The sequence below is a fragment of the Paenibacillus pseudetheri genome, assembly GCF_924513355.1.
Lineage (GTDB): Bacteria > Bacillota > Bacilli > Paenibacillales > Paenibacillaceae > Paenibacillus_AQ > Paenibacillus_AQ pseudetheri.
On the sequence record NZ_CAKMAB010000041.1, the window covers coordinates 1 to 14590 of the forward strand.

General features: G+C 41.3%; 11 protein-coding genes and 1 pseudogene. 3 read left to right on the forward strand and 9 right to left on the reverse strand.

What is annotated here, in order from left to right:
- Positions 1-207 precede the first annotated feature (207 nt).
- Both L1028_RS31775 and L1028_RS25410 read right to left on the reverse strand, forming a co-directional pair.
- Entirely contained in the window at positions 208-516 is a 309-nt protein-coding gene (locus L1028_RS31775) for a DUF3139 domain-containing protein (protein WP_423803089.1), read from the reverse strand.
- An 88-nt stretch (positions 517-604) separates the two neighbouring features.
- Entirely contained in the window at positions 605-1249 is a 645-nt protein-coding gene (locus tag L1028_RS25410) for a formylglycine-generating enzyme family protein (protein ID WP_234540788.1), read from the reverse strand.
- A 230-nt stretch (positions 1250-1479) separates the two neighbouring features.
- Between L1028_RS25410 and L1028_RS25415 the strand changes: the two genes are divergently transcribed.
- Positions 1480-1926, forward strand: coding sequence for an OsmC family protein (locus L1028_RS25415; protein WP_234540737.1), 447 nt, complete (start codon positions 1480-1482; stop codon positions 1924-1926).
- A gap of 129 nt (positions 1927-2055) precedes the next feature.
- Positions 2056-3948: a squalene--hopene cyclase gene (shc, locus tag L1028_RS25420; protein ID WP_234540739.1), complete on the forward strand. Its 1893-nt coding sequence runs from the start codon at positions 2056-2058 to the stop codon at positions 3946-3948.
- A gap of 13 nt (positions 3949-3961) precedes the next feature.
- On the opposite strand, the gene L1028_RS31385 is transcribed toward shc, so the two are convergent.
- The 3 genes from L1028_RS31385 to L1028_RS25430 form a co-directional block, all read right to left on the reverse strand.
- Complete coding sequence (locus L1028_RS31385) at positions 3962-4093, reverse strand: hypothetical protein (RefSeq protein WP_279306915.1); 132 nt, start codon at positions 4091-4093, stop codon at positions 3962-3964.
- A 633-nt stretch (positions 4094-4726) separates the two neighbouring features.
- A complete protein-coding gene (spoVB, locus tag L1028_RS25425; protein WP_234540741.1) occupies positions 4727-6283 on the reverse strand; it encodes a stage V sporulation protein B in 1557 nt (518 codons plus the stop codon).
- A gap of 285 nt (positions 6284-6568) precedes the next feature.
- Entirely contained in the window at positions 6569-9358 is a 2790-nt protein-coding gene (locus L1028_RS25430; protein WP_234540743.1) for a glycoside hydrolase family 3 C-terminal domain-containing protein, read from the reverse strand.
- 193 nt (positions 9359-9551) lie between these two features.
- On the opposite strand from L1028_RS25430, the pseudogene L1028_RS25435 reads away from it, so the two are divergent.
- Positions 9552-10028: pseudogene (locus tag L1028_RS25435) on the forward strand (ArsR/SmtB family transcription factor).
- A 406-nt stretch (positions 10029-10434) separates the two neighbouring features.
- On the opposite strand, the gene L1028_RS25440 reads toward L1028_RS25435, so the two are convergent.
- The 4 genes from L1028_RS25440 to L1028_RS25455 form a co-directional block, all read right to left on the reverse strand.
- Positions 10435-11913, reverse strand: a complete 1479-nt coding sequence (locus tag L1028_RS25440; RefSeq protein ID WP_234540744.1) for an Lsa family ABC-F type ribosomal protection protein — start codon at positions 11911-11913, stop codon at positions 10435-10437.
- Between the two features lie 317 nt (positions 11914-12230).
- The gene (locus L1028_RS25445; protein WP_234540746.1) at positions 12231-12731 is read right to left on the reverse strand and encodes a DinB family protein; all 501 of its coding nucleotides are present in this window, start codon (positions 12729-12731) and stop codon (positions 12231-12233) included.
- A 90-nt stretch (positions 12732-12821) separates the two neighbouring features.
- Positions 12822-13370 carry a CueP family metal-binding protein gene (locus L1028_RS25450; protein ID WP_234540747.1) on the reverse strand — a complete coding sequence of 183 codons (549 nt, stop codon included), beginning with the start codon at positions 13368-13370 and terminating at the stop codon, positions 12822-12824.
- 215 nt (positions 13371-13585) lie between these two features.
- A complete protein-coding gene (locus L1028_RS25455) occupies positions 13586-14452 on the reverse strand; it encodes an SDR family oxidoreductase (RefSeq protein WP_234540748.1) in 867 nt (288 codons plus the stop codon).
- Positions 14453-14590: the final 138 nt, after the last annotated feature.

Here is a 14590-nt window from a genome sequence, read left to right on the forward strand (position 1 = left end):
TTTGTCGATGCGCTTTTACACACAGATTTCGCCATGCGCAAGCATCCTAGCTACAAAGGTGGCTTGGCCCCTCCTTCGGTTGGACTTTCACCAACTAGATAATGCGTGCCTCTGGGCACGCCGACAAAGAAAAAACCGCACAAAGTGCGGTCAGCTTGATGAGAAACTAGTCATTTTTCAGACCAAGATTTATTTGCTATATCTCAACTATTGATTAACCTTCTTTAATCTTTGCGGCTCCTTAGGATCTAGTTGCTTCCAATCTGATGCATCTCTGTCTGTGAAAATATAATCCGTATCTGGGTCATTAGCAAATCTAACATATACAGGGAACTTCGGCATTGAGCTCAGTTTAGCTTTAATACTCAATAAATCAGATTCAGAGTATCCTTCTACAGTAATCAAATATTCTCTTAAGTTTTTCTCAAGTGAATTATATTTAAACTGAAGTGCTGCGTACATTCCTAGAACGAGCAGAGTAATAATTACAACGGAGATAGCTACAAACTTTCTAATTCTAGAAGCACCTCCTTTTGTAAGTCTATTTTAGGGACAATCATTTTCTGTGTTAATGTGAATTGATTAATATAGAGACGAATTAATGTTATAAAGATCGAGCAAGACGAAATCCAAGATCATCCACACTAAATGTGGGATGACTGCGACGACGACAGGTTGCTCCACAGCCCCTGGCCTCTTCAGCCCAGCTGCCTCCTCGAAAAATCCGATAGGACCCGTACACTTGTTCATCATATAAATCCCAGCACCACTCCCAAACATTCCCTAACATATCATAAAGCCCCCATGCGTTCGGTTCTTTCGTCCCTACTACATGGAGTTCACCATCTGAATTTTCATTGTACCAAGCTATCTTATCTAGCTCGCCATATTGATAACCAGTAGTTTCTGCTTTACATGCACATTGCCATTCTGCTTCTGTTGGAAGTCGATAGCCACCCGCTTCCCTATCCCAAATAATATGATCTCCATCATCACTGATAACATAAGCTTCTTTCAATCCAGCCTTCTGAGAAAGCAGATTACAGAAAGAAATAGCATCATTCCAAGAAACATTCACCACAGGTTTATGATTTTCGACAGATGACTTCGTTGTTTTTTTTGTAATAGCATTGTATAGTTCCACCGTTACAGGATACGGTTCAAGAAGAAATGGTTTTATTTCAGTCTTCCATTTAGTTTTTATTCGATCGTCTCTTAATTCTATTGCTCCCCCTAGAATTTTAACCATAGGATTCTTCAAATAGCGCGCAATTTCATTTGACACTTTATCTCCTCCGATACTTTTTAACAAAATCCAACTTATGAAGATGTAAGAATCCAAATCATACTAATCAAGTATTGACAGGGTATAAAGAATAGAACTATAATCTAAACAATTCCTAGAAAAATACTATGAATTACATAATATTTAAAACATCTAATCATGACTGGGTTGACCAGAAGAAGGAGTGTAGACAAATGTCAAATGTTCAAACTTTCAAAGCAACTGCCCATTTACAAGATGGAGTTAAAGTCATTACTAAAGCAAGACAATTCGAGCTCGTCATCGATGAACCACAAAATCTTGGGGGTACGGATACAGGAATGAATCCTGTTGAAGCTTTGCTAGCTTCTTTAGGGGCCTGCCAATCTATTGTGGCTCGAGTTTATGCTTCCAAATTTGAGGTAGAGCTTGAAGATTTCAGAGTAGACGTTGAAGGTGATCTGGACCTCGATGGATTTTTTAACCGTTCTGAAGTCCGTCCCGGCTATTCCGATATTCGATATACATTCTACATAAAGACCCCATCCCCTGCCGAGAAGGTCGAAGCATTCGTACAATTTTTAGAAAGCAAATGCCCTGTGGGTGACACGATTGCTGACCCGGTAAATCTTAAGCTGAACCGTATCGTGATTGAAAATTAACCGATTGATTAGCTAACATAGTGTCAAGGGCTGTGAGGTTGCATAAAGCAACTTTACAGTCCTTTTTCATTTCAACCTCTCATCCATCATATAATACTAAAAATGAAGGACTTCGGAGGTACCTAAGGAATGAATCCTATACTGAGAACAGTAGATAATGAGATCGAGCGTTTAACAGCACTCCTGATTGATCAACAGCAGCAAGATGGATCTTGGCATTTTTGTTTTGAAAATGGAATCGTTATCGATGCCTATGTCATCATTCTCTTTCGGATTTTGAACGTACAGAATGAAGCCCTGATCAGGCAGCTACATGATCGTATTCTTGCTGAGCAGCAGTCCGCTGGATTCTGGCAATTGTATAGAGGTGAAGAAGATGGTAACTTATCCACCTCGGTTGAAGCCTACTACGCCCTTCTCTATTCTGGGTACAGTAAGGTGACAGATGAGCCAATATTGCGCGCAAAGCATTATATTCAATCCAAAGGCGGAATTGGAAAAGTAACTAGCATCCTAACCAGAGTCATTCTCGCAGCTACTGGTCAGAGCAAATGGCCTTTATCGATCTCTTCGATTCCCCTAGAAGTTCTGTTGTTCCCGTCTTATTTTCCTATTAACTATTTTGAGTTCTCTTGCTACTCAAGAGTGCATCTCACGCCTATGCTTATTATGGCCGATCGACGTTTCTCGATCTCAACAGCGAATGCTCCTGATCTATCAGATCTCATAGACACACGCATTGAAGATGCTGAACCCGCTTCCCGTGGATATCAAGAGCTACAGGACATTATACAATCTGGCCTAAACAGACTTCTTGGAAGCCCTCGCTACATTCACGAAGTTGCCCGATCCAAAGCAGAACAATTTATTCTCCAGCGGATTGAATCCGACGGGACTCTATACAGTTACGCAACTAGTACAATTCTTATGGTATATGCCCTTCTGGCTCTGGGCTATGACCAGCAACATCCTCTGATTACGAATGCCTTAGATGGGCTTACCGCGATGCAGTGCCGTTCTGAAAGTAAAACAACAATACAAAACTCTCCATCTACGATATGGGACACGGCTCTAATAGCCTACGCTTTACAGGAGGCACAAATTCCCGATCATCATCTCGCGATTCAACGTGCGACTTCGTATCTGCTGACCAAACAGCAGCATAAAACTGCTGATTGGTTTATTCATAATCCGGATACAACTCCGGGGGGATGGGGTTTCTCAGAATCTAACACGATTAATCCGGATGTGGATGATACGACCGCTGCTTTACGAGCCATTCGAAGTTTATCAATAACTCAGCCATCCTATCTAGAGTCATGGAATCGTGGACTGAACTGGGTCCTATCGATGCAGAATAAAGACGGTGGCTGGCCAGCTTTTGAAAAAAACACCAATAAAGAAATGCTCACTTGGCTCGCAATCGATGGGGCTAAATCTGCTGCTATTGATCCCTCGGAGGCAGATCTAACCGGGCGCACCTTGGAGTATCTGGGGAACTTTGCCGAACTTGATTCACGAAACGAATTCATCGGGCGAGGTGTGAAATGGCTGATTCAGCATCAGGAGAAGGATGGCTCATGGTACGGAAGATGGGGCGTTTGTTACATCTACGGGACTTGGGCTGCCTTAACAGGATTGCAGGCTGTTGGTCTGACACTAGAACATGATACATTGCAAAAAGGAGCGAATTGGCTCCTAAGCATACAGAACTCGGATGGGGGTTGGGGGGAATCTTGTCATAGTGATCGGCTTTTGAAATATGTGCCATTAGGCGAAAGTACGCCTTCCCAAACCGCATGGGCGCTTGACGCACTCATCGCTGTTCAAGCGGCACCTACACCTGCGGTAAATCGAGGAATAAAAAGACTAATATCATCTATGAACGAAGTGGATTGGAAGAGCTCATATCCGACAGGCGCTGGTCTCCCCGGCAATTTCTATTCTAATTATCACAGCTATCGGTACATCTGGCCGTTACTCACACTGAGTCATTTTAGAAAAAAATACGGTCAAGGATAATACTCGGTAATAACTAGCGTAGTTCTGCTTCACTTCTCAAGTGTCTCATAAAAGCTTGGATCGCGCCCTTAAGTAGTCCTTTTTGGGAGCTCCCCCTCCGGTATGTATTCATCAGTTCAAACAAAAATTCTTGTTTTCTTTCCATAAAGATCACCTCCTTTTTCTGTTCGTAAAAAGCATCAGAGCAGCGATCATCCGTTATTGGAGAATCGTTGCTCTGATGTTATGAACCGGGGGTTGAACACTTTTGTCCGTTTCACTTACTTCTAAATCACCCAGTCTTGATCAAGCTCAGAGCTTTTCGGACCCAGAAGACGCTATTTGCTTGTTTTTAGGATTTTGAGTTAGGTTACAGACTCCAGTGAAACTATTCCTTAAAAAGAGAGTCATTTGGGGTATTTTTCATGGCACGATAATCGAAAATCATTACCTGGTATTTTGGATCCATATCGGTTTGTTTGAGCAAATTATGACTGTAACTTCTGATATCCCTAATCTGTATATTTTTAGCGCAGGATTTTAACGCAAGCTATGAAGTAACTGCATTCATTACAATTAAAATCAAGAGAAATCACCTAGTAGACTTAAACTCATGAGAATAGATGTAAGAAATACAGCTATTTTCAATGCGCAATTGTTTTGAATGATTATAGCTGTACAAAATACAGTTAAACACCTCGCTGCTCCCCGTTACCTTCATCCGCCTCCATACTGTTACACAGAGGGTTACATCATAACTGGATGTACTTTTTGGAGCACGATACCGAAATATCCCCTTTCAAGAAACAGGCGTAATCGTCGGCGGTTTCGGTGACCGTTCCCAAGCATGGGTTACCTGCAATGTTGCAGCGTAGGTGATCAATGATACGAATAGTGCTCCGGACAGTTCAATAATCTGCCCCAGTTCCATTCGTTCCAGAATACCGTGAGCCGTCATCCCGCAAATCGTCATGACAATTCCTCCCGCGCCCACCTTGAATACAATCCGAAAGTCAAAATAAAATCCGATCGTTCCTGCCACAGACAAAAAATTCAGCAGTGTCAGCAGCAAGAGCCCCAGTCCAAACCCTATAGCAACCCCTTCGATGCCAATATTAGAACCGAGAACAAAGATTGCAATTACTTCAAAAATATTCGTAAGAATATGGTTCCACATGACGGTTGATGCTTTCCCCAAACCAAGCAAAATCGCTTGCAGTGGTGCTCCAAAATAATAAAGAAAAAATAAGGGTGCAATCAACCTTAGCAGCTCACCCGCTTCTGGCGAATGATAGATCAAAGTAGTTAATGGTACAGCCCATAAGTACAGGATGATTGTACAAGGAAGACCTACAATAAGCGCGGATCGCATAGCCATATCCATCCGACTATGCATAAGCTTGCTATTATTGCTCACACTAGCTTCGCTGATCGCCGGAATTAATGCAGTGGACAACGATTGAGTGAAGAAGCTGGGGAGAAACAACATTGGCAGAGCATATCCCGCTAAAAGTCCGAATTGCTTAGTCGCCATCTCAACACCCACACCAAACAGGACTAGACTTTTCGTAATCAGCAACGGGAGAAACGCATGATAGAGGGAATGAATAAAACCGCTGCCTGTCATCGGTAAGCCGATGCGCAGCAGATCTCTCAACGTACTGTCTCCTTTGGGTGAAAAACTTGAATTAGGCGGTGAGGAGGTTTTAATCTTCCCTCGATTTGCCCATTTGAAGACAGCAAACAAATAGAGCAAACCAAAACCTTCACCGATCACGGATGCCGCCATAGCGCCCGCAGCTGCATAGGTAATCCCATAAGGCAGCAAAACGTTGACAACACCGATAATGACAATGATTTGCGCCAAATTCTCAATAATATCGGAAAAGGCCAGCGGGTTCATATTCTGTTTTCCACGAAAATAACCTTTCAATACAGCTGACATCGCAATAATTGGAATGATCGGCGTAATAGCGACCATAGCATAATACGCCCGCTGATCAGCTAAAAAAACCGACGCGATCCATTTGGAGCCAAATAGTGCCACTAAAGTTAGTATAATACTCAACGTACCCGTAATACTTAAGGATACTTTGAGAATTCGCTTTACTCGCGCTTCATCCTGCTTAACCTCGGCTTCTGAGACAAGCTTTGAAATCGCAACAGGAAGCCCCAGCTCTGTCAGTGTAATAAACAAGGGTAGCAGTGGATGAGCAATCATAAGCAGCCCTACCCCCTCGGCTCCCAAGAAACGTGCCAGCAAGACGCCATTCAAAAATCCGAGCCCTTTTGTGAAAAATGACGACACGGTTAAAATGAACGTGCCGCGAATAAAACTTTGTTTACGCATCCCCATTTCTACGCATCTCCACCTATAGTTTGTCCTGGTCCTACTTTCTAACTTATTCGAACAAACACAAGTACATGCAGACAAGTATTTATAAAGTATATAATCTGCAAAAAGCCCGACACACCATAGTGGGTGTATCGGGCAATTTCCTCATATTTTAGTATCCGAGCAGACTCTTAGTTTTGTTGGGGAATAGAGCTTCATGCAACAATAAGTACAACAAAAAAACCGCGAAAAATATCGCGGTTTTTAGAAATACTTAACGATCTATTCAACATTAACACATGACACCTAGTCGATTTTATTAAATTCAATCCAATCGATCTGCAAACCTGGTTTGATGAACTCTAATTTCATATCATAAAGACCTGCTTCGAGTTCGACTTTCACAAGCTTCTGTCTGATCCATTGACCTTCGGTACCATTTGTTTGAATGGTTGTCATCAATTGATCATTCACAGTCACATTGCAAGCACTTTGAGCCAGTTCAGGTTCCGTTGACATGATATGCACTAGAATCCGATATAGACCAGCCTGTTCCACTTTAAAGCTAGTTGATCCTTCTACGACAGGTTTAACCTGTGGATTCTGTGATAAAGATTGAGCTTGTTCTACATTAAGTGAAGGATTAGCTTTGAATGACTCAACCGTTTCTACAATTTCCTGTTTTCTCGAGAATACAGGTGCATTCATGATAAACTCACAAATGTTTATAGCAGAACGTTGCAGTTCTCCACGGGTTAACGTACCATTTTCCAAGGACTCAATAGTGTTATCATTCCATCCGTTAATTTCCGCACCATAGTTAGCTACAACCATATAGAGGTCATTTTGTGCACGAACCATCCAGTTTGTAAATTTCCGGTCTGCTGGTCCGCCATTAACAACATCATTCATGATCGCCCACCAGTCAGTCATAACAATCCCTTTAAAGCCCCACTCGCCGCGAAGAATAGTGGTATTCAAATCATAATTAGAAGCCGCCCAATGTCCGTTAACTGGATTATAGGAGGTCATAATAGAATTCGAACCGCCCTGCTTCACCGCAATTTCAAAGCCTTTCAAATAAATCTCACGAAGCGCACGTTCAGACACCACGGCATTTACTTTACTGCGATGTTTCTCCTGATTGTTACAAGCAAAGTGCTTCATCGTAGCGGTTGATCCGCCTTTTAAAATACCGCGAGTACATGCAGCAGCAAACACTCCAGAGATCAACGGATCTTCTGAAAAATATTCAAAGTTACGTCCATTAAGCGGACTGCGTCGGATATTAAGGCCAGGTCCAAGCAAGGAATCCACGTTATTTCTTAACAACTCTTGCCCTTCCATAACATAAAGCTCTTCTACCAATTCCGCATTCCAAGTCGCTGCAAGAAGCGTTCCGATGGCAACTTGAGTCGCCTTAGCTCCGCTGTCCATACGAATCCCTGAAGGACCATCAGCCGTACATGCCACTGGAATTCCGAGATTAAATAAACTGTCACTTACTCCACCAAATGCAGAGGCCGTGCCAGGTGTAACTAAAGGACTGCTCATCCCTTCACCACGTACAATTGCAGCCAAATCCTCATCACTGAGCTGAGCAATGAAGGCTTCCATACTAACCTTCTGTTCATATACGTCTCTTAATTTATATCCTTTATTACCTGTTTGTGAGATCGTCTCTGGAAGATTAGTTTCAATTCGCTCAGCTAACGAAATCTTACGTTTAGGAACTTCAACATAAACAATCTCGTACGAACCGTCCGCCTTCTGAGCGCCTGGCATCATTCTCGTAAAGCTTTCTGTAGGTGCGAGAGCTTCTTGCAATTGCTCCACAACTTGAAGAGATTCTACTACATATCCGTCCTTACCCTCAACACGAACACCTTCCACTTGCTTAACACTAGTTCCCACAAACAAGCGGTACGTACCTTCTTCGAGCACATAGGCAGAAGCGTGTCCTGTCACACCTGCGTCATCATAAGAAGCCATCGAATGAGCTGAGAAACTCACGGTAAGGCGCTGCGCTTCACCCGGTTCAAGAACTTTTGTCTTATCGAATGACACCAGAGCTTTAGCTGGTTTACCGAGCTTACCTTGCGGAGCTTCATAATAGACCTGAACAACCTCTTTACCAGCGAAGGAAGTTCCTGTATTGGTAACGGTTACGCCGATTTCAATGAAAGACTCGCCTTCTTTGGTAATCAATTTGGCTTCTTCTGGCTCGATACTAAAAGTTGTATAAGATAAGCCATAACCAAATTCAAATTGAACCTTATCTGGGCAAAATGTCTCGAAATAACGATATCCTACATAGATATCTTCCTGATACAAGTTCGTAAATTCATTGCCGTAATTCTGTGTAGATGGGTAATCATTGATGGAATAAGCGATTGTATCCGTCAGTTTACCACTTGGAGTTACCTCTCCAGACAGCACATCTGCAATCGCATTTCCGCCTTCCATACCACCCTGCCATGAATAAATCACCGTTGAAATCGGATATTTATAGCTTTCATCGTTCATCCAGTTCATATCAATAATGTTGGAGACATTCAGGACAACGATTGTTTGCTCAAAATATGTAGTTACCTGCTTCAGCATCGCCTGTTCATCATTTGTTAATTGGTAGCTGCCCGGTGCATCAGCATTATCCTGATCTTCCCCTGCCGTGCGTCCAATTACAAGAATGGCTTTATTCGATTTGTTTCTAGCTTCGGAAACCAATTCATTGCTCAAAGACATTTCCTTCTGATGCCAAGGTTCTGCAGCCCATGCGCCTCCACCATTATCAAATGGATTCTGTTCAATCCACTTTTCATAGACAGCAGCCAGTTCTTCGTTAACTGTAAAGTTCTTCTTAGTGCGAAGACCATCCAATAAATTGGTCGTATAAGTAACATGGACACTACCGCCGGAACCTGTACCACTGCGATAATAATTCACTTGGGATCTACCAAAAATCGCAACATTATCGCCTTCGCCAAGCGGAAGTACCTGATTATCATTCTTCACCAGCACCGCACCTTCAGCGGCTACTGTCCGGCTAAATTCTGCAAAACCTTCTAATGGAATTCCCACATTCTGTGTGCTCAACTTATTTCCTCCTGTTGTTCAATTCTATAGGTTGTTTCTTGAAATCTTCATTCCTTTAATAACATGCTAACAATGCATCTATATCATTATAGTACATTGGAAAACTGGAATATATATAATAATTAACTTTATTAATATAATAATTTTAGTTTAGACCATTCACTAATTTAATAACGAGTACGAATTCGCTCGGATTGGAAAATGCCTCTCTAACCCAAAACGATTAGAAATCTTGGACCTCCTATCTCAAAGTCCAAAATCTGTAGAGGGCTTAGCTAAAAATACGCAAATGACGGTTGCTAATGTTTCGCAGCATTTACAGACACTACACAATGCAAAGCTAGTAAATTACAAGAAGCAAAGAAATTTTGTTTTTTATGAATTAGCTGACTCAGCGATAACTGATTTCATGCGCACATTGCATAGTTTACCCGAGAAGTAATTAGTTCAAGTACAACAAATTCAGAAAGAATTTCAAAGCAAGCATTTTCAGATGGAAGGATTGTCTTTGAACGAAGCTATATCTATTCCTATTGAAGAATTAGAAGAGAAACTTGCTTCCTTACCCTCAAATTGTGATGTAGTCGCTTATTGTAGAGGACCTTACTGTTTAATGTCCGTGGAGGCAGTCGAATTATTAAAAACAAAAGGGGTTAATGCTTTTCGATAGGAACAAAGCGTTCAAGACTAGAGTGATTTTGTAAAATAAAAGCAAGAAGATTATGGAGTGATGCTAGAAAGGCGGAAAATCTAATGTCGATGAAAGTTAGTGATTCTACAAGTATTAGCAATCAACTCCAGTACATATGGGGCATCATGGACATGAGGCTTCGTTGCATTATTGCTTATTCCAGTCGTTCTTTCGTCTCGAAATTTGAATAACAATAACAACAAAGGTTGGCCTCAAGAAATAAAATATTTTAAGCTTCATTGCTCCAGGGTATCATTGTCTTCCTGCAGTATTTCAAAGGTCTGTAGGTAGCATATTAATATTAAATTGCAATTTAAAATATACAGAGAGACAAAAAAGCCGACAGATAAACTCTGTCGACTTCCCCTTCATTTCTTCATTTTAATTAAAGTTCAACGATCTTCGTAGCAACATTGTTGCAAAATTCCCGATCATGCTCCACAAAAACAAGAGTTGGCGTGTATTCAAGCAACAGCTCTTCAATTTGCATACGTGAAATAACATCAATAAAATTAAGCGGTTCATCCCAAATGTACAAATGAGCTTTCTCACTAAGACTTTTGGCAATCAGTACTTTTTTCTTTTGACCACCACTGTAAGTGGATATGTCTTTATCAAATTGGATTCTAGAAAAATCAAGCTTTCGTAGAATAGATTTAAACAGACTTTCATCGATTCCATTGTCTCTGGCATAATCCGTTAGATTCCCCTGAAGATTTGAAGTGTCTTGGGATACGTAGGAAATGATAAGCTGGCTATCCTTTGTAAGAGTGCCTGTGAAATCTATATCCTCACCACACATCAATTTGATGATACTTGATTTACCTGAGCCGTTTTTACCCGACAGCGCAATGCGCTCACCCTGCTCGATAGTGAAGCTTACGTCTGAACATACCTTTTTTTCACCGTAAAAAATCGAAATATTGTCTAACTCAGCAAGTTGACGTTTATGATAGCCAAGCTGTGTAATTTCTAGATTCTCAGAATTTTCGATATTTTTTAGCAGCTTAGACTTTTCGTTAATCGCAGAATTTTGTCTTTGCTCAATGGCTTTAGAGCGTTTCATCATTTTAGCGGCCTTGTGTCCAATGTAACCTTTATCGACCTTTGAGCCGGAATTCCTCGTTCCGTTTTTTGTTTTTTCCACTTCATGTGACCAGTTGCCTGTCCGTTTAGAAGAAGCAGATAAGCGTTTAATATCTCTTCTGAGTTTCTCGTCCTCTGCTAGCTCAAAGTTATCTTGTCTGACTTTATTCTCCCACCAGCTTGAAAAATTGCCTTTTTGAATCTCTATATTCGTCTTATTTATGGACAAAATATGGTCTACACAATTATCAAGAAAAGATCTGTCGTGAGAGACCAGAATATATCCACTTTTCGTATTGAGATAATCACTGACTAGCTCTCTTGCCGTCATGTCCAAATGATTGGTAGGTTCATCGATCAACAGGAAGCTATTTTCCTTAATGAAGAGAGTGGCTAACAGCACTTTCGTCTGCTCTCCGTTAGACAATGAGTCAAAGGGTCGATATAACACATCTTCAGAAACCTTTAATAATGAAAGTTCACGCATTAATTTCCAATGAATATAATCCGGAAAAATCTCGCTGATCACATCAATGGTATTAAGCTCCTTGTTATCCACCTGAAAAGGAAAATATTCAAAAGTGACATGAGCAGAAATATTTCCGCTGTATTCATATTTTCCAAGCAATAAACTCAGAAAGGTGGTCTTTCCTCTACCGTTCCTTCCGGTAAATCCCAATTTCCAATCAGTATCGATTTGAAAGTTAACATTCTCAAAGATGTTATCGTAGCTGCCTTCATAGGCAAAGGTTAGATTTGTAACATTTATTAATGACATATAAGTATCCTCCTGTATGAAAAAAATAAAAGCCACAAGAAAGTTACTTTCTTGTGACTCAAATAAATACAGCAAATCTAGCCCCAAATGGAGTTAGATAAGGATATATTGTTCGAGTGAAAAGAAGTAGTAACTTTCTTGCATACAAAAAATAAAACAAACGAAATAAACCGTTTTTGTTGTTTTATTCATCATGTGTCGCAAGAATAATTACTACACTATACTTTTCAACTCCGATCATTAATTTGTATCCATGATACCATGCCGATTTGTTTTTTTCAACTTTCCGATCCTTAAATCGTTAAGAAATTCATTTATTAAGCGTTCGTTAACTCATCTGCCGAAGGCCCATAAAGGCCCGGCACTTGTATATTTAGAAGTCGGAAGTATACCCCAAGCTGTGCCCGGTGGTGAATCATGTGATTCAAACCGATGGTACGAAGCGCGACTGCCCGTGTCTGACGGCGGATAACCGCTGTACCATTACGCAGGGTCCACTCCGCACCAAGCGTCTCCACATTGCTTTCAGAAATTAATTGTTCAATCTTGCGAGCGCTCATATCAAACTCTTGCAGAACCGCGGCGGGGCTCTCCAGTGCCTCTCGTCGATATGCCACAGAGGCCAAATCAAACTCCGAGTGAAGAAGAATGGCTGTTTGCCAGTTTAGCAGATTGACGAGATGTGTGGATAGCCCACCGAGACTCATTGACTTTTCGTGTGGTTTCCATGTCATATACTCCTGCGGCAGCTTCTCCAGCATACGACGCGTACCAGCTAACTCCTGCAAAACATCCCCGATGATCAGATCTTTATCCATTCCTCTATCTCCTCTCTTCTTCAAGGCAATTTCTAATGATTTCGTGTGAAACTGTTGCTTAACAAAGTAATTGTCCTCTGCTAGAACTCTTTAGATACTCTCTACTAATTGCATAGTCGTTACACATGTATTATCACTCTTAAAAGTGGAAAGTGCGGCTTTCGCTTTTATACCATCCTGCTCAATCGTTACATTATATTTCTTATCGCGAGGTAACCAAAGATCAATGAATCCGTTAGATTGGGACTTCATAGTTTGATCCACAATCACGTTGCCCTCAGTGTCCTCGACATATACATTAAACTCTTGTTCTGTTAATTCCCCTTGGCATCCAGTCAAGCTATGTGTTGCACACGGGTGTGTACTCTTAACATATGGTGCGATGGAAACAAAAAACTCATCTTTGGGTAAGTCATATTTGGTTGATTTATTGTTGCTGTCGGTCACAATGAGCTGCTCTGAAGTGATGGAAGCAGAGAGATCTTTCATGCTGCTTGAACTATATTCCTGCACTAATTGTTTAACATTAGATGTATCGGTTGTTGCAGGTGATTCTTTATCGTTTCCCCCCACAAATAAAACTGCCCCTAAAGCAACTACAACTACAGCACCTGAAGCCATCCAGATTTTTGTCCTCATTGATATTCATCCCCTTCTCTTCGATTCAATCATTCTCATTACACCAATAGTTCACATATGTTTCCTATTATATCATTATTATTACATTAACATGAGATAAGCAGAAGCCTCGTCAAAATAGTGATTTTTCACGAAACCTTTATCATTGATGTTAACGATGCACAAAAAAAGCCCCTTCTGGTTATTCACCGAGAAGAAGCCTTGAATCATATTATTTAAGCTTGCAGACTATTTACTAAATCACGAATGACATCCGCTAACGGAGTGACTGGACGATTCAGTACGTTCTCCAGATCGCTACTTTCAATATCCAGCCATCCTTCGCGAATACCACGTTGAATCGCAACAACGAATGGCAGAGCAGCTTCTGGTACACCAACCTCAGCCATGATTTTCGCATAAGCTTCGTCGTCAACTTGCAGCACTTTGATTTCTTTACCGATTACACCACTTATAATTCCGGTCAATTCTTCTTGTGTTAAAGGCTTGCCAGACAGTTCATAGACAGAATTCTCATGTCCTTTCCCAGTTAGAACATTAGCAGCAGCTTCTGCATAATCTCCTCGTGCTGCCCAGCCAACTTTACCACTACCAGCAGAAGTTACCCATGGGGCACCTGCTACGGCGCCTTGAATAGATCCAATCTCGTTCTCCATGTACCAGTTGTTGCGAAGGAAACTGTAAGGAATTCCGGTAGCTCGAATGGCATCCTCGGTTACACGGTGTACTTCAGCAAGGAACAGCTCACTCTTCTCTGCATGTCCTACGCTTGTATAGGCAATGAATCCAACACCAGCTTTAGCGGCTGCATCAATAGCTGCTTTATGTTGGCGAATCCGAGTCTCGTTATCTCCATCTGAAGATACAATTAGCAGTCGATCCACACCGGCAAATGCTTCATCCAACGTTTCCGGCTTATCAAAGTCACCATGACGGACTTCCACACCACGCGCTTTAAGATCACTTGCTTTATCTGGATTCCGGACACTAACTACAAGGTCCCCTTCGGGTACAGTTTTAAGTAGAGACTCTATCACTAATGATCCGAATTGACCTGTTGCTCCTGTTATAGCTATTTTCATTTTAAAATCCTCCTCAAATTAGGATTAATTTCATCCTCTTAATAATTGTTAACCTGTAACCATTGTAGTTACATTTAAAAAAGATGTCAACTCCTTTATTTTTATAGCCTTGACTGAACCTAGTAAATACAAACAGCC